The organism is Enterococcus mundtii (assembly GCF_013394305.1).
Classification (GTDB): domain Bacteria; phylum Bacillota; class Bacilli; order Lactobacillales; family Enterococcaceae; genus Enterococcus_B; species Enterococcus_B pernyi.
This window is the reverse complement of record NZ_AP019812.1, coordinates 1-26,102: the sequence shown is the minus strand read 5'-3', so window position 1 is coordinate 26,102 and position 26,102 is coordinate 1. Positions and strand designations below refer to the sequence as shown.

At 33.4% G+C, this 26,102-nt stretch carries 29 protein-coding genes; all 29 read left to right on the top strand.

Features of this window, described 5'->3' with window-relative positions:
* The first annotated feature begins 93 nt into the window (after positions 1–93).
* The 29 genes from HZ311_RS15290 (at position 94) to HZ311_RS15160 (ending at position 26,102) form a co-directional block, all read left to right on the top strand.
* A complete protein-coding gene (locus tag HZ311_RS15290; protein WP_178946884.1) occupies positions 94–1,311 on the top strand; it encodes an AbiH family protein in 1,218 nt (405 codons plus the stop codon).
* 110 nt (positions 1,312–1,421) lie between these two features.
* Positions 1,422–1,505 (top strand): putative holin-like toxin, encoded by an 84-nt coding sequence (locus tag HZ311_RS16095; RefSeq protein WP_219336905.1) that lies wholly within the window; start codon positions 1,422–1,424, stop codon positions 1,503–1,505.
* 268 nt (positions 1,506–1,773) lie between these two features.
* Complete coding sequence (locus HZ311_RS15285) at positions 1,774–2,307, top strand: hypothetical protein (RefSeq protein WP_100495148.1); 534 nt, start codon at positions 1,774–1,776, stop codon at positions 2,305–2,307.
* Between the two features lie 438 nt (positions 2,308–2,745).
* Positions 2,746–3,288 carry a hypothetical protein gene (locus tag HZ311_RS15280; RefSeq protein ID WP_100495147.1) on the top strand — a complete coding sequence of 181 codons (543 nt, stop codon included), beginning with the start codon at positions 2,746–2,748 and terminating at the stop codon, positions 3,286–3,288.
* On the top strand, positions 3,285–3,608 hold the full coding sequence (locus HZ311_RS15275; RefSeq protein WP_178946883.1) for an arsenic metallochaperone ArsD family protein: 324 nt from the start codon (positions 3,285–3,287) through the stop codon (positions 3,606–3,608). The genes HZ311_RS15280 and HZ311_RS15275 overlap by 4 nt, the downstream gene beginning before the upstream one ends.
* A gap of 398 nt (positions 3,609–4,006) precedes the next feature.
* The gene (locus HZ311_RS16090) at positions 4,007–4,093 is read left to right on the top strand and encodes a putative holin-like toxin (RefSeq protein ID WP_219842351.1); all 87 of its coding nucleotides are present in this window, start codon (positions 4,007–4,009) and stop codon (positions 4,091–4,093) included.
* A 1,100-nt stretch (positions 4,094–5,193) separates the two neighbouring features.
* Positions 5,194–5,622, top strand: a complete 429-nt coding sequence (locus tag HZ311_RS15270; protein ID WP_178946882.1) for a hypothetical protein — start codon at positions 5,194–5,196, stop codon at positions 5,620–5,622.
* Between the two features lie 39 nt (positions 5,623–5,661).
* Complete coding sequence (locus HZ311_RS15265) at positions 5,662–5,982, top strand: DUF961 family protein (RefSeq protein WP_178946881.1); 321 nt, start codon at positions 5,662–5,664, stop codon at positions 5,980–5,982.
* An 11-nt stretch (positions 5,983–5,993) separates the two neighbouring features.
* A complete protein-coding gene (locus HZ311_RS15260; protein WP_023520783.1) occupies positions 5,994–6,395 on the top strand; it encodes a DUF961 family protein in 402 nt (133 codons plus the stop codon).
* A gap of 191 nt (positions 6,396–6,586) precedes the next feature.
* Positions 6,587–7,837 carry an FtsK/SpoIIIE domain-containing protein gene (locus tag HZ311_RS15255; RefSeq protein ID WP_224435007.1) on the top strand — a complete coding sequence of 417 codons (1,251 nt, stop codon included), beginning with the start codon at positions 6,587–6,589 and terminating at the stop codon, positions 7,835–7,837.
* 396 nt (positions 7,838–8,233) lie between these two features.
* Positions 8,234–9,457, top strand: coding sequence for an XRE family transcriptional regulator (locus tag HZ311_RS15250; protein ID WP_232092516.1), 1,224 nt, complete (start codon positions 8,234–8,236; stop codon positions 9,455–9,457).
* A gap of 104 nt (positions 9,458–9,561) precedes the next feature.
* Positions 9,562–11,622 (top strand): hypothetical protein, encoded by a 2,061-nt coding sequence (locus tag HZ311_RS15245; protein ID WP_178946879.1) that lies wholly within the window; start codon positions 9,562–9,564, stop codon positions 11,620–11,622.
* Entirely contained in the window at positions 11,606–12,391 is a 786-nt protein-coding gene (locus HZ311_RS15240) for a class A sortase (RefSeq protein ID WP_229078147.1), read from the top strand. The genes HZ311_RS15245 and HZ311_RS15240 overlap by 17 nt, the downstream gene beginning before the upstream one ends.
* On the top strand, positions 12,388–12,786 hold the full coding sequence (locus tag HZ311_RS15235) for a hypothetical protein (RefSeq protein WP_178946878.1): 399 nt from the start codon (positions 12,388–12,390) through the stop codon (positions 12,784–12,786). The genes HZ311_RS15240 and HZ311_RS15235 overlap by 4 nt, the downstream gene beginning before the upstream one ends.
* A complete protein-coding gene (locus HZ311_RS15230; protein ID WP_178946877.1) occupies positions 12,773–13,006 on the top strand; it encodes a helix-turn-helix domain-containing protein in 234 nt (77 codons plus the stop codon). Before HZ311_RS15235 ends, HZ311_RS15230 begins: the two co-directional genes overlap by 14 nt.
* An 87-nt stretch (positions 13,007–13,093) precedes the next feature.
* Entirely contained in the window at positions 13,094–14,653 is a 1,560-nt protein-coding gene (locus HZ311_RS15225) for a conjugal transfer protein (protein WP_178946876.1), read from the top strand.
* Between the two features lies 1 nt (position 14,654).
* Positions 14,655–14,930 carry a TcpD family membrane protein gene (locus tag HZ311_RS15220; RefSeq protein ID WP_178946875.1) on the top strand — a complete coding sequence of 92 codons (276 nt, stop codon included), beginning with the start codon at positions 14,655–14,657 and terminating at the stop codon, positions 14,928–14,930.
* A gap of 3 nt (positions 14,931–14,933) precedes the next feature.
* Positions 14,934–15,329 (top strand): conjugal transfer protein, encoded by a 396-nt coding sequence (locus tag HZ311_RS15215; protein WP_023520792.1) that lies wholly within the window; start codon positions 14,934–14,936, stop codon positions 15,327–15,329.
* 33 nt (positions 15,330–15,362) lie between these two features.
* Entirely contained in the window at positions 15,363–17,867 is a 2,505-nt protein-coding gene (locus HZ311_RS15210; protein ID WP_178946874.1) for an ATP-binding protein, read from the top strand.
* Between the two features lie 11 nt (positions 17,868–17,878).
* On the top strand, positions 17,879–19,606 hold the full coding sequence (locus tag HZ311_RS15205; RefSeq protein ID WP_178946873.1) for a CD3337/EF1877 family mobilome membrane protein: 1,728 nt from the start codon (positions 17,879–17,881) through the stop codon (positions 19,604–19,606).
* Between the two features lie 26 nt (positions 19,607–19,632).
* Positions 19,633–19,896: a hypothetical protein gene (locus HZ311_RS15200; RefSeq protein WP_178946872.1), complete on the top strand. Its 264-nt coding sequence runs from the start codon at positions 19,633–19,635 to the stop codon at positions 19,894–19,896.
* Entirely contained in the window at positions 19,883–21,028 is a 1,146-nt protein-coding gene (locus HZ311_RS15195; RefSeq protein WP_178946871.1) for a glucosaminidase domain-containing protein, read from the top strand. Before HZ311_RS15200 ends, HZ311_RS15195 begins: the two co-directional genes overlap by 14 nt.
* Before the next feature lie 21 nt (positions 21,029–21,049).
* Positions 21,050–21,604, top strand: a complete 555-nt coding sequence (locus tag HZ311_RS15190) for an EF0163 family protein (RefSeq protein WP_023520796.1) — start codon at positions 21,050–21,052, stop codon at positions 21,602–21,604.
* Positions 21,605–21,685: 81 nt separating this feature from the next.
* A complete protein-coding gene (locus HZ311_RS15185) occupies positions 21,686–22,087 on the top strand; it encodes a putative periplasmic lipoprotein (protein ID WP_224435013.1) in 402 nt (133 codons plus the stop codon).
* 223 nt (positions 22,088–22,310) lie between these two features.
* Entirely contained in the window at positions 22,311–22,592 is a 282-nt protein-coding gene (locus tag HZ311_RS15180; RefSeq protein WP_041684767.1) for a type II toxin-antitoxin system RelB/DinJ family antitoxin, read from the top strand.
* The gene (locus HZ311_RS15175) at positions 22,582–22,929 is read left to right on the top strand and encodes a type II toxin-antitoxin system PemK/MazF family toxin (RefSeq protein ID WP_023520799.1); all 348 of its coding nucleotides are present in this window, start codon (positions 22,582–22,584) and stop codon (positions 22,927–22,929) included. Before HZ311_RS15180 ends, HZ311_RS15175 begins: the two co-directional genes overlap by 11 nt.
* Before the next feature lie 533 nt (positions 22,930–23,462).
* Positions 23,463–23,615 (top strand): leucocin A/sakacin P family class II bacteriocin, encoded by a 153-nt coding sequence (locus HZ311_RS15170; protein ID WP_039729568.1) that lies wholly within the window; start codon positions 23,463–23,465, stop codon positions 23,613–23,615.
* Positions 23,616–23,702: 87 nt separating this feature from the next.
* Positions 23,703–25,781, top strand: a complete 2,079-nt coding sequence (locus HZ311_RS15165; RefSeq protein WP_178946870.1) for a peptidase domain-containing ABC transporter — start codon at positions 23,703–23,705, stop codon at positions 25,779–25,781.
* A 24-nt stretch (positions 25,782–25,805) separates the two neighbouring features.
* The gene (locus tag HZ311_RS15160) at positions 25,806–26,102 is read left to right on the top strand and encodes a bacteriocin immunity protein (protein ID WP_023524142.1); all 297 of its coding nucleotides are present in this window, start codon (positions 25,806–25,808) and stop codon (positions 26,100–26,102) included.

Here is a 26,102-nt window from a genome sequence, read left to right as displayed (position 1 = left end):
GTTAAAAGGGCAAAAAAAGTTGATAGAACTGATACTTGTTATAATCGAGATTATGTAAACTAGATAGTTAAATAACAAAAAGGTGTATAAAAAATGGAAAATAAAAAATTAATCATTTTGGGCAATGGTTTTGATTTAGCCTGTGGCTTAAAATCTAGATATGCGGACTTTTTTGAAAAAAGAATTACTGAAAATATAAACGATGGTTTATTAGAAATTTATAGAATATTTGAACAAAAGCATAAACTTGGATCAACTGGACTAAATGCTCCTGTGTATTCATTTTCTACACTTTTTGATCTTAAAACTACTCATGCTAAGAGAAAGAAAGGTTTTTATAATATACATGAGTATGAGGTACTTGAGATAAGGTTAGGTATGCAAGGAACAATCAAAGCTAGTAATTTAACTTTTTGGGATATCGTATTATTTTATTTTCAAAAAGTTGGTCAAATAAATTTAGAAGATATTCAATGGCAAAATATTGAAGATAGAATGTTAGATTTTTTAACTAATGAAAAAACAGAAACACCTTCATTTAAAGAAATTTGTCGAGTTATTAATGAGGATTACGATATGGGTCTTTCTAGCTGGGTTTGTTTACACGTAGCAAGTTTTTTACCCGATCGAAATAAGAAGTATCAAGAGGATGATTTTTTACAATATTTGTATGATGAATTACGTTTATTTGAAAAAGATTTTGCAGAATATATTAAAACCGAATCTAGCAAAAATTCTTATAAGCATAATGCAATAAATAAAATTTGTGAAATTTCTGGTAAATCTATAAATAATTTTACTGACAAAATTTTTTCATTTAACTATACAGATCCTTTTAGTAGAAGAAGCTTAGATGTTATAAATGTTCATGGAAAAGCTGAAACAGACTCAATATTATTTGGTATAGATCAAGAAGCCATTTTACCTAGTTCAGAAGTTTATAGTTTTACGAAAACCTTTCGACAAATGACTGAAACAAAATTAGCAAAAAACTATAAGGTAGATATTTTGCCTAGTAAAGATGAAATTGAAGAAATAGCTTTTTTTGGTCATTCATTAAGTAACTTGGATTATTCATATTTTCAAACTATTTTTGATCATTATGATGTATATGACTCCTATGTTAAATTGGTTTTCTACTACGAAAGATATGGAGATAAAACCACTAGGGATATGGAGTTAGATTTGGCTAGTAAAATTAGTCAGCTGCTGCATGCTTATTCTCCAAGTATTGATAATGAAAAAAAAGGAAGAAATTTATTACACAAATTGTTATTAGAAAAAAGACTGATTATCGAAGAAATTAACTGATGGCATATGGTATAATTGAGAGGTAGAAAAGTGAAAAGATGGTGGCTAATCTCTTGAAAAAGGGGTGATGCCTATGGTTCATAGCTTTATCCCTAGAAGGGAGTAGGCACGTGTCAACTTTTGAAGCAATTCAACTGATGATCGCTTTTGCGACGTTAGTTTTGCTGATTATTGACCATAAGGACAAAAAATAACCATCTAAACACTTTGACAGGGCGTTAGATGGTTTGAATAAAACAATTAATATCTGTCACCGTCTTTTTAACGGTTCTACATAGGAGCTATGTTGACGCATAGCTCCTTTTGTTAATTAGATTATAGCAAAATATTATCAAATTCGCAAATATAGACTAGGCGAACTGCAGTATTGAACGCTTAGATAAAGATAAAACGCACGTTTTTAATTTTAATTTAATTCAAAATAACGATTATGAGTTCAAAACCAAAGGAAAGAGTGATCTGTTGAAAGAATTTTTTAAAAAGAACTGGAAAGATATTTTTACAATAGTTGTAGCTACTTTAAGTTTATTAATAAGTTTATTATCGTATAGACAAGTATCTTTAGACAGAATAAATCAAGTTAGTATCGATTTGAAAGATAATAGAGTATTTTCTGGTACTGAAAAGATTCAGTATGATGTTACATTACATAATGGCTCGGATTTAACTATTTACAATGTGACAGTTGCAACTCCTGAAAATATTGCTGAAATGCACAGTGGTTTAATTTCGCTTGATGAAGAAGAAAGACCCAGAGGAATATATTTAGGAGATATAGCCCCTAGAACTAGTATCACTCGCACATTTGTACTAAGAAATTCAGAAAAAGCCCAGTTAGAAAACTTTTATATAGAGTTTATGTCTGTGAAAAGTTTTCCATTTGAAAAGAGAATTTGGTGGAATAAAAATGTTGGAAATCCACCTCAAAAACTAAATATTACTGAAAGTCAGTTTACTCAAATTGTGGGAATAACAACAATTCGAGAAGCTGAATAAAGGAATGTTAGTAAGTTTAGATGAATTATCATGTACTTACTAGTATAGTTGTGTTTTTTTCATAAAAAGCACCGCAGAAAATAAAGTGCTATAATAGTTTTGAGTATTACAAATAAAAATAGAGGTCGTTCTTTAACAGAACGACCTCTATTTTTATATTTTTTTAAATCATAAGCTTTTTTAGTTTTTTTTACATATGTAACACGATTATGTGTTTAAAATAGCTTTTTATGATATTTTTGCTAAAAATTATTTCAGTCATGATATAGTCTCAATATGGAAATTTTAGGAGGGTTAGCGATGGATTAGAATTAGGAGAAATTTGTTGTCTGTTTAAGACTGAAAATTCAGAAAATTTAAAATGTTTGTGGTTTAGAGAATATTAAAGATAGTTTGTTGTTGTTTAATTTGGAGAAAACTTAAAGGAGAAATCGTATTATGAAAAAAGTATTAACTATAGTTTTAATTTCTTTATTTGGTTTTGTTGGTTTTGGATTGTCAAGTATGGTAGTAAATGGTGAAGAGATTGATTTACAGACACAAGAACAAGCTATTCCATTCCATGAATTAACGTTAGATGAACAAGAATATTTTAAGTCTAAAGGATTTGATAGTGGAGATACTTTTTATACTACAGAAACTGTGTCTGATCAAGATTCTAAATTACGTTTATCTGCAAATGTGTTACGATTAACAGCTTCAACGAAAAAAATAAGTAATACTCAAGGTCGCACAGAATATATTATAACAAGTCCAAATTCACCAATGTATCGTATATCTACACGATTAAATTTAGGCAATGTACAATCATATACACAGACAGTAAATTTATATAATGTGACTGGTTATAGCGGAGGTATGTATTTTACGTATACTGGAAAAAGAAATTATTATAGTGTTAGATTGGCTATGCAGGTATACAATACTTTTGGTGTTGGATCGGTTTCAAGTACTGCAGGAGGATTGACAATAGGAAAATGATAATTTCATATTATGTGTTTGATCAAGTTGATGATGAAGAACTATTTATTTTCAAATCGTTACATGAAGATTTTGCTACAAAAGAGTTTTATAATCGTACAAATGAAAAAAAATTAGAAACAAATTTGTTTATTTTAAGTGACTCAATTAAACCTTTTATTGAAAATTCTAAAGTTTTCGAGCTATTGAGAATTAAAGACATTAAAAGTTTACCAATCATTGAAATTGATAAACAAATTGTAAAAATTGGAAATTATTTAAGTTTAGATGAGTTATCTGAACTTACTGGTATAGGGATGTCTGTTCAGAGAAAAGATTGATATGATTTAAATTAGCGGAAAATAAAGTGCTATAATGGTTTTGGATATTACAAATCAAAGGAGAGGTCGTTCGTCAAAAGAATGGCTTCTTTTTTATGTTCCATGTACTCCGAATTGCCTTTTTATTATAGATTATATAGTGGTGTAACTAATTTAGATATGGAGTTACATTTATCCAAAAAAATTATTAAAATCTATAGTCCTAGTATTGGAAATGAAAATTAGGTTAATAATTTGATTCACAAATTACTATTAGAGAAAAGACTAATTATCGAAGAAATTAGCTTATAAAATATGATATAATTGAGAGGTAGAGAAGTGAAAAGATGGTGGCTAGTCTCTTGAAAAAGGGGTGATGCCTATGGTTCATAGCTTTATCCCTAGAAGGGAGTAAGCAAGTGTCAACTTTTGAAGCAATCCAACTGATGATCGCTTTTGCGACGTTAGTTTTGCTGATTATTGACCATAAAGACCAAAAAAAATAACCATCTAGCACTTTGACCAGTTGTAGATGGTTAAATCCGTATTATAACAGTCACCGTCTTTTTAACGGTTCTACATGGGAGCTATGTTCGCGCATAGCTCCTTTTTGTTAATTAAATTATAGCAAATTTGTATCTAATTCGCAAACATATAGTAAGCGGACTTCAGTATTGAACGCTTAAATATAAAAATAAAACGATGATAAAAAACACGAATTTCTAATTATAATTTAATTTAAAATAACGATTATGAGTTCAAACTCAACGGTTATGATTTTTCGGACGCAAAAAAAGAACAAGCGTTTGTTTATTTGGTTTTGTTATGTTAAACTTTTTACTTGTAAGATTTGATTGATTAAATTTTACATATATGCTTATTCCGATATTTTACTTGACAATTATTTTAATTAAGGGTAAAGTCGTAAGCGAGTTGATTGTGATACTTAGCACAGTCAGTTATGTGTACGTAGATACAAAAAAAATGAAGGAAGGCTTAAAGGCTCAGGGCTGGTAACCCTTCGACGCCAGAAAGCCACAAGACCTAGCACACCTAGGCTCCTTCACTGTTATGGCTTGCGCCACAACGGTAATATGATAACACATTCTTGGTAATAGTTCTACGATTTATAATTATTATATTTATTTTTTATATATAATTTTTAGGAAACGTAGGGAATCTATTGTGTGTGGAATCATGTTATTTATCGGCGCAACCAACGTTTTAACAGTGAAAAAAGGAGTCAGTTGCTACTAAGGCGACTGACTCTTTTTTTCGTTTTTTTTTACGGTTATCACAATCAACTCAATTATTAACGAATGATCTTTGACAACTGAATAGTGAGCAAGAAAAAATCCAGTAATAGCTTCTTTCTTGTTCCATATACACATAACAAATGTGCATAGCATAGCCTAGGAAACTATACTATAGCATGTTTTAGTTAATTTGTGTAGTTGGTTGAGGAACCATTTATAAAATCCTTAAGACGCTTGCTAAAGCGAGCGCTGATGATACTAGATGGAACTTGTGATTTCGTGAGAATAAGCAAGGGTATTTGACTGACAAAGTGTCTGTATTTCAGGTGTGCGGTTGGAGCAGAAATGCCATGATGATCCCTGAAAAAAAGATAGCACAAGAAAAAAGCCAAAATATAAGTGAGGCAGGCGCAGTGTATAATACAGATTATTTTAATCAATTATTTACAGAAAAAGTTCGAAATTATTTTTCGGATTACAGCCGTTTTTTTGATCAGTGTAGAGATCAATTAGCAGAAAAGAAAGGATCAAATCCTTTAAACAAATTGGAACAAGAGTATAACGAAGCAGTAATTCGTTTAAAACAAATTTCAGAAAAGCTTCACTTAAAATCTTTGCAAGAATATGAAGAACAGCAGTTTACCAATCAAAGGGATTCTATTTCTTATTGCCATAAACTGTTGGACGGAAAGATCGATAATTTTTTAGAATTTTATTTTGAAGAAGCCAAAAAAGAGTTACAAGAAAAACTAGTTCATTGTCAGACAATGTTTACTTAAAATGGACAGTAAAACAAGAAACAGAAAGTAGGACGATACATGGAATTTTTAAAGATAAAACCACAAGAAACATTTGGAACATTATCTTTTGTTGGAAAACCAATTAAAGGTGCAGAATATACACAAGGTTTGGGACAAGCTCGTAAGCATGTTGGTAACTATTGTCGTTTACTAAGCGCTAAGCAGTCAGAAGCAATTGAAGTTATTTTTCCAACTCGTGTGAATTTAAGTGACTTTGCTTTCGGTGATGTGGTGTCAATTGCAGATGTAAGAGTTGAACCTATCAGTGAGAGTACAGGTAGCGGAGCGATTACAGGTTGGCGTATATTTGCACAAAGTATTAAAAAAGGAACTGTGTAGGGGGAAAATAAATGGCTAAAAGAAATGAATTGAATGCAGGCATGGAAATTGATGCAGATGAAACGTTTGGAGACATGACCTTTTTACGTATGAAGTCACCAAAAACAGAAGTGGATGAAGATACAGGTGAGCGTATTCCAGTAGCGCTACGCTATGTTGTAATTGCGAGGAAACAATTATCTGAAGAAATTATTACTGTGCCAGTTGAAACACCATTACGTGAATTGGTTGCTGGTGATAAAGTAAAACTAGTGAATCCGACGACTAATCTACTGGGTTTTGGAAATGGAAATTTTGCAAGTAGCTATATTCAAGTGTTTGCGGAAGATATCAAAAAATTGAATGAACCAACAACTGAACCAGTTGGAACGACGAATACTCCAAAAGATCCAAAAAAGAATCAAAATAATTAGGAGGATTTACTATTTCTAAATTTATTCGGTATCGAGGGATTAAAATAAGAAAAATTCATACAAACATTTATCGCTTTTATTTGTTTTTTATGGCTTTACCTTTTTTAGTTGGGGTAGGCTTTTTTTGTTACTTTCAAATCTATCCTATTGTAAAACCGATGATCGCAAATAGTAGATTTGAGTATCGAGTATTGATACTTCCAACAGCCCAATTAGTCGGTTTAATTACGTTGATTTTTGTTGTTTTAGCAGGTATAAGAAGAACTTCAAAAGTACGAGGGAAATTTTTTGTACGAGTTTTGCACCGACAAATGTTAGCTCAAATGATTGTTAGTCGTAATTGGGTTGATCGAAAAATAAAAAAAGGAACAGATGGAAAAGCACAAGAAAGAATCAAATTTCCTAAGTTATACTATCGGCATAAAAAGTTTACAACGTTAATCACAGTACCAACCGACGGTAAAAGGTATCATGAACAAATGTTGAAAATTGGTCCTGTATTAGAACAAATGTTTTTTGCGGATCTAATTGATTCAAGAAGCGAGCTTGGTTTTACGCAACATGAGCTTTTAATTGGGTTGGGAACGAATCGTATTTCAATTAATGATGTGAAAGTAACAAAAACGTCAGTTCAAATCATGAAAGATTTTACTTGGGATTTTGCTAAAATGCCACATATGCTTATTGGTGGTGGTACTGGTGGGGGGAAAACCTTTTTCTTGTTTACGCTCATTTTACATTTATCAAAGATAGGTACAGTGTATATTTGCGATCCTAAAAACGCAGATTTAGTCGCAATTGGCGAATTACCAGCGTTTAAAAATCATGCCTTTAGTGGCGTTGATCGCATTGTACGTTGCTTAAAAGACGCTGAAACAGAAATGATCAATCGTTTTGCGTATATGAAAACACACTCAAATTATAAATGGGGAGCAGATTATACGTACTACGATATGGCACCTTATTTTGTAGTTGCTGATGAGTGGAGTGCGTTAATGGCAGAAGTAAATGATGATTTTAAAAAACGTCAAGAAATCATGAAGCCGTTAACTCAAATCATTCTAAAAGGTCGTCAAGCAGGTGTCTTTATTATTCTAGCAACTCAACGCCCAGACACGGAAGATATTGATGGTAAATTAAGAGATCAATTTAATTTACGTCTTTCTCTTGGTAAGTTAGAAGGAAACGGCTATCGAATGATTTTTGGGAAAGCTGGAGAAAATAAGAATTTCTTCAATAATGAAGTACGTGGACGTGGTTATATTAGTGATGGAGGAATGCCAAGGGAGGCTTATTCTCCATTAGTTCCTAAAAGTTTTGATTTTAAGGAAGCTTTGTCTAAAATACCGAACATGATTGAAGAAGATTATTCACGATTAAGTTTATCGGAAGTTGAGAAAGGACAACTTGAAAAAGAGTTAGAAATCGAAGGCGGAATATGATACACAGAACTTGTTGATATGGCTACATTATGCCAACGTTTTGACCGTTTTTACTGAGTTGGAAAGTTTTCCGAAGTTGTTGCTTACTGTGCGGAGCGAACAAGGTCTCCTTGTGAGAGGTGGGCGCTTTAGCGCCCACCGTTGAACGCAACGACGAATACGAGGTCTCCTCGTGTGAGGACTGAACAGTAAGCTTACAAATTCGTGAAAGGCGCTGGTTTTGCGCCATTTTCAAGTAAAAACATAGGGAAAAACGGGCTTGGCGAGCTTTGCTCGTCAAGCTGTAACCCCCGTACTCTAACAGGGGGGTAGTGGAGATGTAAAATTCAAGTTTCAGAGGTTCTAAAGACTGATATAACAGCTTTTTCATTGGTTGCACACTCTCGAAAAAAAATCGTGATTTTGACAACTAAATTAAGTGGGGGAGAAACGATTGATAATTTAGTATTAAATGACTTAGGAAGAAGCGTAAAAGCTTCAAGAATAAGGTTTCGTATGACGCAAACGGAGTTTGCAAAGGAAATAGGTGTGAGTCGTCAGGTTATCAGTGAATTAGAGCGTGATATAGTGAGAGTTTCTGAGGAAACGTTAAATAAAATTTTTGATTATATTGCCATGCAGGATCGACATGATCCGTTAGAATGTATTATTGATTATCTGAGAGTCACATTTCCTGTAAATGATGTTGCTGGCATATTTAAAGATGTGTTAAAGATTGAGAAAGCTTATTTTGCCGAAGTGGATTCACATTTGTACGGTTATATAGGTGGTTATCAATTAGATTATATCCAAGTTCTCTATTCAAAGAAGAATGATGAACGTGGTGTATTAATTCAACTATCAGGACAAGGTTGTCGTCAATTTGAAGCCTTCCTTGAAGCGCAAGGTCGAACGTGGTTCGACTTTTTTTATTGCTGTTTTGAATATAATTGCCGAGTAACAAGACTTGATTTGGCAATCAATGATTATCAAGAATATTTAAGTATACCAACGCTCTTAAACAAGGTGTTTCGGCAAGAATTAATTTCACGATTTCGTAAATTTGATTTTAATGGCTCAGGAAGTATTTCCGAAAAGAAACAGGAAGGCACAAGTATTTATTTTGGATCGAAGAAAAGTGAGTTCTATATCACTTTTTATCAAAAAAATTACGAACAAGCTCGGAAATTAGGGATTCCTGTCGAAGAAGTGCCAATAAAAAATCGTTATGAACTACGATTTAAGAACGAACGTGCAATGTTGGTGATAAAAGAGTTCATGCGTTCTGGAGATTTAGCAAATATTGTCTTGGGTATCATAAAAGATTATTTATTGTTTACTGATCGAAGAGCAGGTGTTAGTAGAAAATACTGGAGCGTGAACCGAAAATGGCAAACTTTCTTAGGGGACGCTGAAAAAATGCGTTTAGCTGTTGAACCAAACGAACAGCTGTATGAACGATCAAAGAACTGGTTTAAACGGACAGCAGCTGCCACTGCTAAAATCATACAAGAAATTGATGAGATTAAAGGTACACAAGAATTTCAAGAAATTATCGATGAAATTGAATTAAGTGAGAAACAACAACATGTGATAGAAGTGCAAACAACACCTATCTTAGAAATGATTTGTTCCGCTTAACATGCAATTAACACGATCGATAAAAATAGTAACAAATTTAGAGGAGGCGAAAGAAATCGTGTCCTTTTTAGTTGTTTCAAATTTAATAGGAATGAGGACGTGACGTGAAGAACTTTAGTAAAAGTAATATGAAAAAGCATGTGGCAGTTGCCATGATGCTTGTAGGAACGGTTGCTGGTGTTGCAACGAGTAGTGTGAATACTTGGGCAACAGAAACAAGCAGTAGTGATTCAAGCAGTTTATCAGAAAGCGTGAAATTAAATTCAGAGCAGTTAGGACAAGTTACTAAGACGAATGGTTCAAACAAATTAATTGATGATCCTAATACTACTGTGGTTACAGATGATACAGTTATTTCTTCTGATTATAGTTTTTTTGTTCAGTTTATTAAGGGGAAGACAACGGTCGAAACCATTGGTGATTCTTGGAGTGAAAAAATGAAGACTCCAGAAGGTGAACAAAAGGATCGGTCGGTTAGTATTCCAATAAAAGATGTTCAAAAAGGAAAGTCAGGGGTTATCTATCGCAATGTGAGTGCTTTTGGGGAAGAGGTGGACGCCAGATTTATTATCGAGGATTTTAAGGAAGGAAAGACGACTGATGGAAAGGTACCAACAGATGGTCAAATTGCTTTTAATACGAGAGATCAAGTAGGGGTTTATCAAAATAGGATTCAAGAAGCGACTTTCAGTATTGAGTTCTTGAAAGCTGGTACAAATGAACCTATTCATTTAGATGGTTTTTATACTTTTTCTGATATCGATTGGACACAATATATTACGTTGCATAGTGATATGTTAGATAAATCTACAGGTATTCTGGCAGATCCTACGTGCTGGTTAGTTTTAACAGAAAATGAGGACAAATCAAAGACATTTGCAGAAGTGAATAATCAAGGAAGTGATGATTATGACATTCATGCGATGTTTACAGTGCTATTTAGAGATTTATCAAAATTTACAGTTAGTTTTGGATCAGCCCATGCGACCGATAAATTACCAGTCAATAATGATTGGGAGTGGAGTTGGTTTGGGAATACAGCGGTTAAACCTGCAAGATCTGATGATCCTAATCCTGAAAAAACAGTAACGGATATTGATGAAAAAGAAGTGACACAAAATCAATTAGCGCAAATGAATGAAACATTCACTTATAGTATTACTCAAAACATTTCAGGGCAATTAGAACAATTTTATCACCGCTCGTTTGAAATGATTGATGAAATTATACCAGAACTAGAACGAATATCAGAGGTCAAAGTAGTAGATGAATCTGGCGAAGATCGTTCTAACTTTTTTAAAGATCAATCTGAAGGAAACAAAGTACATGTTGTAGCTACAGAAGAAGCCTTGAATACGCAAGATTTTTATGGTCATACGTATACATTTAGCTTTGATACGAACGTTCGTGAAGCAATGAATCTCGATAAATATTTTAATCAAGAAGAGAAGATGTATTATTTTCCAAATCAAGCAAAAACGGTAATCAATAATCAAGAAAAATTAACGAATCAAACGCAAACAAAAGTTGGCGAGACACCAGATGATAACCCAATTAAAAAAATTAAAGATTCCAATGGGAAAGAAGTAGATGTATCACAAGTGAAACAAGGCGAAGTTGTTGAATTTGTTATTTCTAATCCAACAGGTGTACCGTATTCTTCGATTGGAAAGCCAGTTTCTATTTATGATGATTTAGAAGATGTTTTCATGTTAGATGATAAATCAATCAAAATGGAAATCGCTGATCTAGGGGATCAGGTCGAATTTACAGATATTACTGATAAAGGGAACTTGCTTATTGATAAAGAGGCGGAAAAAGCTACATGGTCAATTGAAGATGGTTCTATTTTAGCAGGAAAGCAATATCGATTAACTATCTCTGGAACGGTAAAGACAGATGTTGACTTTTCAAGTTACGTTGATGATTCGGGAAATATTCGTGTACCGAATATCGCTTATCAAATAATTGGCGATGAAGAAAAAACAACGAATCAAGTGAATGTTATTGTGCCACAAGAAAAACCTGAAATTTTACCACCAACAGCTATTGATAATGGAAATAATCAATTATTAGTGGTAACTGTTTTAGTCTGTCTTGTGTCTGCCTTGTGTCTAATGGGTGTCTTTTTGGTGAAAGGTAAAAAGAATGAGAGAAACAACTAAAAAAAAACATTTATTTGGAGCAATTGGAATCGGTCTGATTGCTCTTTCTTATATGATTTTTTTTATCATTCATATCAGTATTGACCATTCAGCAGGAAAAGAAAGGGAAATTAAACCGAGTGATACAAGCTTTATAGAAGAAAGTCGAAGGAACGATTTATCAGATAGTTCTATTTATGAAGAAGAAATCACTGAATCGGGGATAAGCAAGAAGAGCGAGACTGCGTCTAAGGAAAGTAGTACTCCATCGACAAAAGAATCCAAATTGACGAATACAAGTCAGCTTGATTCCGCAGGTAATGAAGATTTTTCTGAAATGGAGCGTCCAACACTTGAAGAAATTAATCATGCGCAAAGTAATCGTGAGGGTATGTCTGATCAAGTAGTTGGTGGAATTGAAATCCCAACGATTCAATTGAAATTATCTATTTTAGAAGGAACAACGTATCAAAAAATGCTTTATGGAGCGACAACTTTATTAGCTAATCCGATAATGGGGCGTGGAAACTATGCACTGGCTTCTCATAACATGGGGGTTGAAGGAAGTATGTTTACGTCTATTTATCAATTAAAAGAGGGTGAGGATATCTATTTAAAAGATAAACAAGGAAAAACCTATCATTATCAAGTGATTTCAAATGAGGTTGTCGATTTCAGAAATACAGAGAAATTAAATTTAACTCGAAAACCAACGATTACCCTAATTACTTGTCAAACTGTTCAAACAACAGATAATCGAGTAATCGTTCAAGGAGAATTGGTAGAGTGAAACGGTCGTTTAGCCCACCTTTAAATACTATTTTAAAAAATAAGTATGGATTTTGTTCATTTGTTAGCAGTCCAACTCCAAAAGATCGAGAAGACTATTTAAAAGTGTGTGAGTGGACAAAACGCAATGATCTACCCTTTACGCCAAGGGTGCCAGTGCTTTATGAACGAAAATTATCAAAGACAACTAGCTTGATGATTGAAGGTACAGTAATGTACAGCGAAACAGGACTTTCATTAGGTTATCGTTACGATTTTTACAAAGTACGATATTTTGGTAAATCAGAACCAAATGACATTAAAATTTATTGCCAAAATGTAAGTAGAAAAGAATTACTACAGCGTTTGACTAAATTCAGTTTTTTAGAAAAGGAGAAAGAACATGTTTCGTTTTAGTTATGAGGAAGACAAATTAAAAGCAGAGCTTTTCTCAAAAAATTTAAAAAAAATCAGAGAAGAACGTGAATTGGTCGTAGAACAAATTGCTTTATTGGCTGGGGTATCAACGGCAAGCATTCGCAGTTATGAAGCAGGAACGACGTTACCAAATGTTAAACGTGTGTTAAAACTTGCTAATTTTTTTGATGTATCACTAGATTATTTTTTCACAGAATAAGAGCCAAACAGCAATGGCTAATAGCTGAATTGAAGCAAAAGCCATTGTGGGTCAAGATGAGCAAAACTTAAAGAAAGGGGTGTTGATGTGGCGTTACAAATAGTTTTATTTATTGTTTGTCTTGTTGTAGTTATTGGAGTGGCTGGGTATGTATTAGCTCATTTTTTACAGCAAAAAAAGACAAAAGCAACGGAACAGGAAAAAAGAGAGGAGGAAGAAAATCGACAGCCAGTGCATTTTAGAGAATTAGAAACACCAAAAAGTGCAAAAAAAGAAGAATCTAAAATTTATCTTGTGAAAGGTGATCGGACAGATAGTTATAAAATTACCGTTCGGTTAAATAATGAAATTTATGAAAAAGAATATTATGCGTATGATTCGACTATTTCACGTGAACAAATTTTAAATGAATTTTATTACGTAAATGAACGAGAAATTGTATTGATTGATGAAGAAGGCGAGCATTATTACAATCAACAAGCAATTGAACGTATTGATTTTATTCATAGAAAAATTTTAATAAGTCAAATTGATCAGGAAGAACAAGAAAAACAAGAAGAACAAGAAGTCCCAGAAAAACAGGAAGTACTGAAACAGGAACAGATTCCTGAGAATGAGGGTAAAGAAGAAACAGAAGAAAAACAGGAGATTGACAACGATTCGAATGTATCAAATGAGGAACAGTTTTCCACTGTTGCATTAGAGTCTAAGCCAAAAAAATTCTTTAAAAAAGATAAGACTGGGAAACAGTCTTTAAAACCAATGCAAGCTAAAACATTTAATCGTTTATTTTTAGCTAGTTTAGTTTTATTGGTTAGTATCAGTGTGCTTGGTTTCACACGTACGTTAGGGTTAAGTTCTCGTGTCGATAAGGTACAGGCGAGTGTTACTCAACTTCCTAAAGAATTCGCTGGTTCAAATGAATCCAATTATTCGTCCATTTATCGAATGAATTTTTATATGCAAGAATTTTTTGAAACGTACATTCCTTTATCGACAAATAGTGTAGAAATGAGTACTAGAAATGAAGCATTAAAATCTTATTTTGCAGATAATGTCTCATTAAAATTAGAGAGTAGTACGGTCAATCGTGAGTTTATTTCGTCAGAACTTATTGATGTGGATACGACCGATAAAATCATTCATGCTAAGTATCGAGTTGTGACAATGACAGAACAAGCAGATGAAAAAATCAAAGATCAATCCGTATATGTCGTGCATTTAGTTGAAAACAACGGAAAATTTAGTTTAGTTTCTTTACCTTCCATTTCTAAAAATGAAAGTTTTAAAACAGGCTTTTCTGGTATTGAAGTAGAAGAAGAAGGAAACAAATTAACAGATACTGATCATACAAATGTAAATGATTTTTGCGAATTATTTCTAAAAAAATATGCTAGTGGAACAGAGGCAGAACTTGAATACATGATGAACGATGTGGAATCGATGGGCGAAGCGTATACTTTAGAATCGATTGATTCTTCTGAATACTATGAGTCAGAAGGTTCGATTCATGGCTATGTTCGAGCGACCTTTAAAGAAAATGCCACAAGTGCATTACACCAAGAAGACTTCTCTTTTGAAATTTCAAAAGCAGGCGATCAATACAAAATTATAAAAATGAATCATTATTTAGGAGGACTAAATTAATATGTTATCAACCAGTTTTGTAAATTTATCAACGAGTTTTTATCTAGCAGCAGCCAAACCAACGTTAGGGGATACCAAAGTATGGTTTACCGGAGAAATGAAAACAGCATTAGGGATTATTGTGTTAGCCTTATGTTGTTACTTTATCTTTAAGCAAAAGATTGGCATGATGGTATCAACCGTTGTTGTAGGGGCGTTTATTTGGTTCTTAGCCAGTGATCCAGTGGTTATCTTCGATTCTATCGGTCATTTATTTAAACCAATTTTTGGTGGGTAAGCCATGAAACGTAAGAATCTATATAACTATAAAAAAGCACTAAATGTTCCTTATATGGTACAAAAATTGACAAAAAAATTCTCATTAGAAAATCCGATAAAAGTAACAAAGATTGCGGTGTTTGCCTTAACACTGCTTTCTCTTTTTACCATATTTAAACCGCTGATGATCATGTTACGTGTGATACCGGGGCTTGATTTAGCTTGTTATGCGTTGATCCCAATCAGTGTCACGATGATGTACGATAGCGTTGAGCCAGACGGTTTGAAAATTTATCATTATCTATGGGATTCTGTGAGCTATATTCTTCAATATAAGTTAATTCCTAAAAGAATTTATCAGGATAAAAAGTATCGAGCAGAAGTAGATGAAAAAATACAATTTGAAAAAATGGGCTAGGAGAAATTCTCCTAGCTTTTTTGGAGGGATCTTGTGAAATTAGCAATACCATTAAAGCATGTATACGAGAATATGATGTATACAAAAGATAATGAAATATGGGCATATTATCGTATTCAATCTGTCAGTATGCCAGTGACAGCAGATAAAAAGAAAGAAGAAGTAAAGGCAAAATTTCGACACTTGATAGGTGAGCTAAAGGAAAGTGGAAATGTCGATATTTTTATGGTACCAAAAGATATGACATTAGAAGAACGATTTGAAGAATTGTCGGATTCGTTTTGTAAGGATTTACCAGAGGTAGCTAGATACTATGCAAAAAATACGATTAAACGTTTGGAACATGAAATGGGATTGATTTATACCTATGATTGGATTATTGGGGTTCCATTGAAATCCAATGAATTGATTGATTCGTTTAAAGACGGAATGAAAAAAACGTATGAAAAATTCCGTACCAATGTGGTGACACAACTAGGGTATGACGTTGTTGTCGGCGAAAAAGAATTTCTAGCTTATCGAGAAGCTGAATTATTAATCAGACGGAAAATGAATTTGTTTCAAGGAAAACCATTAAATGAAGAAGAAATGAAGTACTTGAACCGACTGAACTTTATTCGGAATATGCCCCATACATTAGAAGAGGAGTATGCCAATGATACATTGGAAAATATTACTGATTCTGAAATTGATCCAAGCAGTCGAGCAGGTGTATTGAAATTAAAAAGTATTGAAGGTGAGAGCGCGATTGCGGTGTTGCCTATTTCTGATACCCCTTTAGAAGTCTCTTACATGCACGTAGCGGAGATTGTACAGACCTTGCCATTTCCGGTGGAACTTCGTTTTAAATTGAATTTCACGCAAACTAAGGGCGCTTTAGGCATGGAAGGGAAGGCGAATCGTTCTTCTTTACGTTTAAAGAATGTGGTTCGAGAGAGTCGAGCAGTAGGAAACGCAGAAGGTCGAGAAATTTCAGATAGTCGGAAAGTCGTTGGAAATTTGCAAGAGCAATTAAACGCTGAAAAAGAAATTGTCGATTGGTTAGGTGGGATTGTCGTATATGCCAAAGATGAGAAAGAGTGTCGAAAACGTGTAGGAATGATTATTTCTTTATTTAAAGCACGAAAAATCAAGATTTCTCGTGCGCAATTCCAACAAGTTTATTTATTTTACAAGTTTATGATGGGTGAGAGCTTAAAAACAGCTGATAAGAAATGGGTTCAAACAACGACTGTAGCAGGCTTTTGCGAAAATTTATTAGCGATCAATCAACGTGTGGGCTATCATACTGGTTGGTATTTAGGGCGTGTTGATCCCCATTTAACACCTGCCAGTACATTGCAAAGTGCGATTCGAGGAAGTCGTAATATTATTTTATCTAATCCTTTTGTCGCCAATAAATATAATGAGGCAATGAAAACTGCTTCATTACACCAAGTCGTTACTGGTGAAACTGGACAAGGAAAATCCTTCTTAGTCAGTTTATTATTCATGTATATGGCAATGTTAGACGTCAAAGGGTTATTTATTGATCCGAAGACAGAAAAAAATAAACAAATAAAGGCTTTCCTAGCCAAAAAAGAAAATCAAAAGAAATATCCCTATCTTTATCGTCTCGTTCGGTCTTTTCATTTAGTCGCACTTGATCCTGACAAAGAAGAAAACTGGGGCGTTCTTGATCCTATTGTGTTTTTGAAAGGAACAGACGCAAAAGATACTGCAGAAGCAATGATTTATCAAATTATCAATTTAGATGATAGTCGTTTAGCACAAACAGAAGTTTCACGTAATATCCGTTTAACCATTGAAGAACGAGCGCAAGGTCAACGTGTAGGTATGATGAATGTGATTGAAAAGCTTCAAGGGCATGAAGAAAAAGAAGTGAAACAAGTAGGGGATTTATTAGCTGAAAAAGTAGCTGGTAGTGTCTTGCGTTTAGGTTTTAGTAATGGAAACACGGAGGGGTTAAGTTTTACTAATCGAATTACGATTGTAGGCGTTTTAGGTTTATCTGTACCAAAAGAAACAGATGATCCACGCTTTTATACGACGGCAGAAAAAAGTAGTTTAGCATTAATGGTGCCATTAGGTAAGTTTTGTGAACGATTCGGTGCAATGAATGAAGAGGAAGAAACGTTTGAAGTGTTTGAAGAAGCATGGCTGTTCAATACGTCACCTGTCGGTCGAAAAGTCTTGAATGCAATGAAACGTGTTGGTCGGTCACAAAATAATATGTTGATCTATTCTACACAGTCAGTTGCAGATGTGAACCAAGAAGACGATCATGGAAATTTTGGTACTATTTTTGCTTTCAATGAACCAAAAGAAGAAGATAAAATTTTGGAACATGTCGGGGTGACTGTTTCAGAAAAAAATAAAGAGTGGTTATCTGGTATGAAGAAAGGACAGTGTTTGATGCTTGATCCTTATGGAAATGTGCAAAAAATCAGTGTACATGCTCTTTTTCCAGAAATGCTTCAATTATTCCAAACGGTCAAAGAAACCAGTGGCTCAAATGCCGAACAACGGTTTAGTTAAGGAGGAATGACATGGGAAATTATGCACTTAATTCATATCGTTCCTTACTGTACACAAAAGGTTCTTTTTGGTTTAGCGCCAGTGAAACGTTCTATCAAGCAATGAACGGTTTGATCAATTTTATTTTGACTGCGAATGCGTGGATTTATCGTGTATTTGATTTGGGGTTACAGATTTTTTTATCGAATGATGTGTTTGATCAAACAATCGGCTCGGTTTTTACAACCATAATTGCCATGTATAATTCATTGTTTAGTTCTGTTGGGATATTAATTTTCTTAGTGGCAATTTTTTCAATCTTTTGTGTATTTATGTTCAAAAATCCGAATGAAGCGCTAAAGAAAATGTTTTTACTTTTTTGTATTATTGGGATTAACTCAGTGATCTATAGCAATGGCGAACAGTATATGAAAGACATTAACCATTTAGCCGATGATTTTGAAACGCAACTTGTTAAAGCGGTCAAGGTACCGACATTTAGAGAAAATGGTGAGATTGCGAAAGAGACGATAAATGTCGGGGAAAAATCGTCCGTAGATCGCATTAGAGAAGCGTATTTTACGATGGCGATCGAACAACCCTATTCTATGATCAATTTTGGAACCGTCCAAATTACCGAAGAACAGGAAAAATTCTTGTATAAAGAAAATGAAGTCGCTGGAGACAAGAAGGAAGATAAAATAAACAAAATTAATGAACTAGTAGAAAATGCCAGCGAAAAAAATGTTTATCTAACACCTGATAGTATTTGGGATAAATTATTTATTTCCATTTTTTCCTTAGTGAATAATATTTTTGTTGGCGGGGTCTTTTTATTAATTGCAGCTACGAAATTTCTACTAAAATTATTGATTTTTTGTATGTTATTCTTACTGCCGATCGTTTCCATGTTAAGTATGATCCCACAATTTGGCAATTCCTTGTTCAATGCGTTAGGAAAGATTTTAGCGGTCTTTTTAGGTGGCGCCTTTATTTCTTTAGGTTTGTTTGTGTTTTATTTTATTATGACATTGATTGACTATTCGATTATTCGTATGGCTGGAACCGTCGATATTGTTACGTGTATTTTGGCGCTAATTGTTAAAATTATTGTTATTACACTGCTTTATAAAAATTCTGGGAAAATCTTATCCTTTGTGACTGGTGGTCGTATAACTGGAAATGTGACGATCCCTGATTCAGGATTACACACAAGCGACCGAGAGAAGGGGTTAACGGAAGACAAAATAGCAGAAACAGAAGATCCAGAGACAGAGTCAGAAGGGGAAGGAAACAATGCGAATCATTTAACTGGGCGTCAATCAACTATGAATTCTGATGAGGTTGGACGGTCGTTAATTGAAGGGTTTGAGGATTCAGATTCCAATTCCAATTCCGATCAGGAGGATCATACGTCGAATGATCGGTTGACGGAGGAAGATCCAACTATGATGGAGTCAGACGAGGAAGAAAATTCAGAGACTTTTGAATACGAAGAAGAGCCGTCAGAACTAGAAGAACTCGAGGAAGATTCGCTTGATATACCAGAACAAGATTGGGCGGAGGAAGACGAATTTGAGGAAGATTATGAGGCGCTTGACCTTCCAGAAGAGTATGACGACTACGACGAAGCGTTCGATGAAGACGAGTTAAGCGAACTACCTGAAATAGCTGATGATTTTGAGCAAGAATCTGAAGTGGAACCTCTAGAAATAGAGGCAGAAGAGGGGGATTTGAGGAGGAATCACTTGATGACCTAACGCCTTCTGAAATCAAAGAGCGTGAGGTGATAGAAGAAGTAGATGACAAAGAGCCTGTATCTATCGAGAATGTCGAACCTTCTACAGGCGTTTCTTATGATTCACCGACTCCTTCTGAAAATCAAGTAACAGATTCGTCCGATTTAGAAAACAATCAGACAGATCAACCGATTATTTCTCCTGAACATTCAGCCGATACTCATGAAGCCAGCGACGATCAGCTAACAATGGAAGAAGAAGTAATGATTCATATGGAAGATGTGAAAGAAGCAGAAGATGAAAGCAGTTAAACAGTATCGAAAATGGAAATGGCTAGGGATTGTCGCTGTCCCTTGTCTCTTTCTTTTTTTCTTTATCTTTTTCTTTGGTGGTGTTTTAGATGATGTCGGCTCAACTGGTGGGGAAGAGATCGGATTTACAGGCGAATATACCGAAGAATTACCTGAATTTCCAGAAATAACAGGCAAAGGGAATATCCCTGACGAAGTGGCGCAGTTCGCTGTAGGAACAGCGGTCAAGTATCGTTTGTTACCGAGTGTTGTGATGAGTCAGTGGGCGTATGAAAGTGCATGGGGGACTTCTCAACCCGCTAAAGAAGATAATAATTTTTTTGGTATTACATGGTTTGCCGGTTGTCCCTTTCCTAAAGGTTCCGCTCGAGGCGTGAATGGCTCAGAAGGGGGCTGGTACATGAAGTTTCCTTCTGTAAAAGCAAGCTTTAGTTATTATGGCTTTATGCTGGCTAGTCAATCCAATTTTAATGCCGTTGTGGGGAATAAAGATCCACGAGCGTGTTTACTCATTTTAGGTCGGGGTGGCTATGCCGCAGCGGGAATTACTGAAAGTAGTCCTTATTTCACTAGTTGTATGTCCATTATTGAAGCCAATCATTTAACGAATTATGATGAGTTTGCGATAAAAAAATGGCAAACTTTGGCTCCTAGTCTTCCAACAGGGCAGGCAACTGGTTCACAAGGCTTAAAAGAGTTAGAAAACCTTTTAGGACAACGTGTTGGGAATGGACAGTGTTATGGACTAACAGCCCAATATTCAGGCGTTTTAAATGGTTGTGGCTTAGGTGCAGGGACTCGTTATACGTTAAGCCATGTCATTGGTAATACAGAGTCTGCTTCTGATATTGGCATTGCTTATGATTGGTCAGCTGTCGGCTGGAAAGTCATTAAAAATCCTACTTATGATCAATTAGTAGTGGGTGCGATTATTAACTGGTCAAGAGGTGGACAAGTAGGTTCATGGAGCGCCGATCCTACGTATGGTCATACAGGTATTATCCGAGGGTTACAAGGCGGGCGGATTCAAACCTATGAACAGAATACGGAATTAGGGATGGTCTGTGCGAAGTTAGATCGAGAATTTTATCATTCTGGAGCGATCTCCTCGATTGTCATTCCACCTAAATAAGTCGAATGGAAAGGAAATTTTATGAAGAAAATTGCGAGTTTTAGTCTTATTATTTTAGGATTAGTTGTTTTTTTAAGTGGTTGTAGTATTGAAAAATCGAATGAAACAAAAGCTGATTCGAAAGACCTTTTTTATGACACCGATCATAGTCCGCAAACAGAAATATCGACTAGCGATGATACGTTAGACTCTTCTCGTAGTACTAATACGAGCGTTGTAGCTGAAATTGATGGAGAGAGTGGCGATGAAGAAGTGTCAGAGAAAGAAGTCTTAAACGAATTTGCGAACGCCTATTATAATTTTCAGTCGATTAATGATCGAAACAAAGCATTGGCAAAGTACGGAACACCAGAATTGATTGAAGAAAACGGACTGGCTATTGAGGTTGAAGTCGCTTATGATTCGGTTGGTTTTGTCAAAGGAATTTATCAAAATTTGGACGACCCAGCACATTATTCTATTTTTTGTGAGTCCACAGTAAACAATGTCACGATTCAAAGTGTGTTAATTTGTCAAATCACGAGTGAGAATAAAATTGAGTCTTTCGAAGAACAGGTATTCAAAGAAAAATACTGAGAGCATGTGAATAATTTAATTAAGTGTGTTATTTTGGTTGAGGTTTGTTATAATTAAAAGAAAAAGATGAGGTCGGATATTGTGCGAAAATGGTTGTTAGTGTTGGTTTCTGGTATGGCTATAGTGTTATTAAGTGCTTGTGGAGGATCTTCAACAAAAGATGAGGGAACACAAGAAGTAATTGATAAAATTATTGAAAGTAAAATCCGAATTGATAATAATACGCTAAATTCAGGAGACGAAAGATATAGCTATACGGAGGATGATTTTAGTTTTCTTATTTATTATGACTCGGATACCAAATTATATCTGGTTGATAGCTGGATTCCATTCGAAGGGAAACCCAATGACCTTAACAGAAAATATCAAGTGAATTTATTTAAAGATAAACTACAAACGTATCAGATTGATTCTCTGTTTGATGATGACAAACAATCAGGTAACTATGAAGCAGTTTATAAATCAGGGCAATTTGCAGATTAAAAAAGAACCTTTAACAGCTATTTGATAGTTGTTAAAGGTTCTTTTTTTGTATTAAGTGAAATTGAAAGACTGTATAGAAATCATGTTTATTAAAAACAACAAAATAGAGTTTTGATTTGACTAAATTATTTGTAATACAAGTGATTTAAGAGTATTATGTAATCGCAAAGTCATTTAAAATCTGCAAAATTGAGTATAAACAACTCAGAAGGGGATGGGAAAAATGAAGGTAAAAAAACGAATTGAAAAAAGTAGAATACAGGTCGGAATGGATAAGGATTTAAAAGAGAATGCCGAAATGATATTGGAAGAACTAGGATTAAATCCTACGACAGCAATTACAATCCTTTACAAGCAAGTTGTCGCAAGAGGTGAGTTTCCAGTAGAGATAAAGCTAAGTGAAGAGGAAAAGCAAGGGATCAGATTGCAACAGCTAACTAAAGATATGCCAGTAGATTTTCTAGATACCGATGAGAAGTTAGAAGAGTGGTTCAATGAAGCCTAATGAAATAGTGACTGTCTACGTAGCTTTTACGGATAAAGGCGGAGGTAAAAGAAGACCAATATTGGTAGTAAGTGACAAAAGAGATAGGGTAGAATTTTTCGGAATAACAAGCCAATATGAGAAAAAGTCAGAAAAGATAAAGAAAGTATATTTTCCAATTACTGAATGGGAAAAAACTGGCTTAAAGAAACAGTCATGGATTGATGTTGGTTCTTTAAGGGCTATACAAAAAAGCAATGAGAACATATCTTTTAAAAAGGTTGGCATGCTGTCAGTTAGTGATACGAAAAAGCTAAATCAATTTATTGAGAGATTACAAAGAAGGATGAATAAATGAGTAATTCAATGGTTATGAATGGTTCGGTTTGATTTTTATAATAGATTTAACTAAAAAGATAAGTCGGTATTCAAGTATTCAAAATAAAAAAGTTAAATAGGGGCAAAAATCGCTTAAAGGGATTTTTGCCCTTTGTGCACTCTTGGATGCTTATATTAATCAATTATTCTTTTTTAAAGAGTGTTGCATACGGAATAGTTCTTATGTCTTCTTGCTGTGCCGATGGCTTTTATTAATTTAAATTATTTGAGACAAACTTTTATATTTTTTTAGATTTAGGCAAATGAATCAAAGTAAGTATATTTACGATTATGACATTAAAAATAACTTTTATGACATCAAAAGCTACATTCATGAAGCCCATATTAATAATAAAATAAAATATGTTTTCAGATGACAAAATTGTAAGTTAAAATAACGTGGTTTTAACTTAAAAAATATAAATAATATGCTATCTTTTAAATAAGGACAATTATTTATTGTTCAAAAAATGAGAGAAGGTTTAAGTTTTGAAGAAATTAACAGCAAAAGAAATGTCACAAGTAGTAGGTGGAAAATACTACGGTAATGGAGTCTCATGTAATAAAAAAGGGTGCAGTGTTGATTGGGGAAAAGCTATTGGCATTATTGGAAATAATTCTGCTGCGAATTTAGCTACTGGTGGAGCAGCTGGTTGGAAAAGTTAATTTGAGCCTTTTATTTTAGTATATTATATTTTTAGAATACTCATTCAAAAATTCTATGGATGAGTATTCTTATTTATAGGTGATTCTTTGAGACAAAAATTAATAAAACAGTATAATGAAGTTGATTGTGGTATAGCCTGTATGCAGATGATTTTAAATAATTTTCATTCATGGAGTTCAGTGGAAGTTTTAAGAGACTTAACTGAAACCGATTCTGAAGGTACCTGTGCATTAGGTATAGTTAACGGATTTGCTAAATTAGGAATAAATTGTGAAGCCTATAAAGCTAATAGTGATGTATGGAAAGAAAATGAGTTCAATTATCCCGTAATTGCTAATATAGTAATGAATAATCAATTTCTTCATTATTGTATTGTATATGGTGTGAAAAAAGAGAAATTGTTAATAGCTGACCCTGCGATTGGAAAATACAAAGAATCAATAGAAAAGTTCAACAACAATTGGACTGGTGTTATTTTAGTTGCTGAAAAGACGCCTGATTTCCAACCCATAAATAATACAAAAAAAAGTTTTTTTTCTTCAATAAGTTTATTAAAAGATCAATATAAAAAAATTTTATTGGTGATATTATCTTCATTAATAATAACAATTATAGGAATACTATCAAGTTACTATTTTAGAATTTTAATAGATTGGTTACTTCCTGAAAAAGACTTTTTAAATCTATTTATGATATCAATTAGCTATATCATAGGCATTTTTATAACAAGTATATTTGAAATTACAAGAAGATATAATTTAGAAAAGCTAGGACAAGATGTAGGTAGAAGCATTTTATTTAAATATTTAGATCATATTTTCATTTTACCAGCTTCCTTTTTTTCTAAAAGAAAAACTGGAGATATTGTCTCTAGATTTTCTGATGCTAATAAAATTATAGAAGCTTTAGCTAGCTTTACTATATCTATTTTTTTAGATTTAAGTTCAGTCATTGTTGTGGGGATTATATTGATCAATATTAATAAACAATTATTTTTAATAACGTTAAGTTCTATTCCATTTTATATAATAATTATATTAGGATCAAATAAAAAAATGAGTCGATTAAACGGAGAAGAGATGCAAACAAATTCAATAGTTGATTCTAATTTTATTGAAGGATTAAACGGAATATATACTATAAAAGCACTTTGTAGTGAGAATAAGATTGTAAATCAAATATATAGAAGTTTAAATGAATTTTTTGATGTATCACTAAAGAGAAATATGTATGATTCTATAATTCAAAATTTAAAAATTTTGGTTTCTCTTTTAACCTCGGCTTTTGTATTATGGTTTGGTTCGTATTATGTTATCAATGGAGAAATTACAATAGGAGAACTAATAACTTTCAATTCATTATCTATATTTTTTTCTACACCTCTACAAAATATAATAAATCTACAAGAAAAATTCCAAAAAGCACAAGTTGCAAATAATCGGCTTAACGATGTATTTTCTATAAATAATGAAAATAAAGACAAGTTTATTCATTTGGCTAAATTAACTGAAAAAGCAACGATTACATTTGAAAATGTATATTTTAGTTATTCTACTAAATATCCTAATGTGTTAGATAATATGAGTTTTTCTCTACCTGTGAGTAAAAATATAGGAGTAAAAGGTGATAGTGGTGCTGGGAAATCAACTTTAGCACAACTTCTAGCTGGATTTTACTCTCCAGATAATGGAAGAATTTGTATAAATGAGCAAAATATTGAAAATATTCATAGAAAAGATTTACGTAAGTTGATTACCTATGTGCCTCAAGAATCTTTTATTATGAGTGGAACTATTAAAGACAATTTATTTTTAGGTTTAGAAAGTATTCCTGATGAACAAGAACTCGAAAAAGTACTGAAAGATACTTGTTTATGGAGTTATATTACTGCGCTTCCTCTAGGACTTGATACGTATCTAGAGGAAAATGGTGCGAATTTATCAGGTGGTCAAAAGCAAAGAATTGCTTTAGCAAGAGTTTTATTATCAGGAAGTAAAATTTTATTATTAGATGAAGCTACGAGTGCTCTAGATTCTAAAACTGAAATGCTGATTTTTGAAAAAATATTAAAGTACCCTAACAAGTCAATCATTATTATATCTCATAATGATAAATTAATAGACAAGTGTGACATAATCATTGATTTAGACGAAAGGGATTCGTAAAAAGGAATCAAGGAGGATGAATAAATGAGTAATTTAAAGTGGTTTTCTGGTGGAGACGATCGACGTAAAAAAGCAGAAGTGATTATTACTGAATTATTAGATGATTTAGAGATAGATCTTGGAAATGAATCTCTTCGAAAAGTATTAGGCTCCTATCTTAAAAAGTTGAAAAATGAAGGAACTTCAGTTCCGTTAGTTTTAAGTCGTATGAATATAGAGATATCTAATGCAATAAAAAAAGACGGTGTATCGTTAAATGAAAATCAATCTAAAAAATTAAAAGAACTAATGTCTATATCTAATATTAGATATGGTTACTAG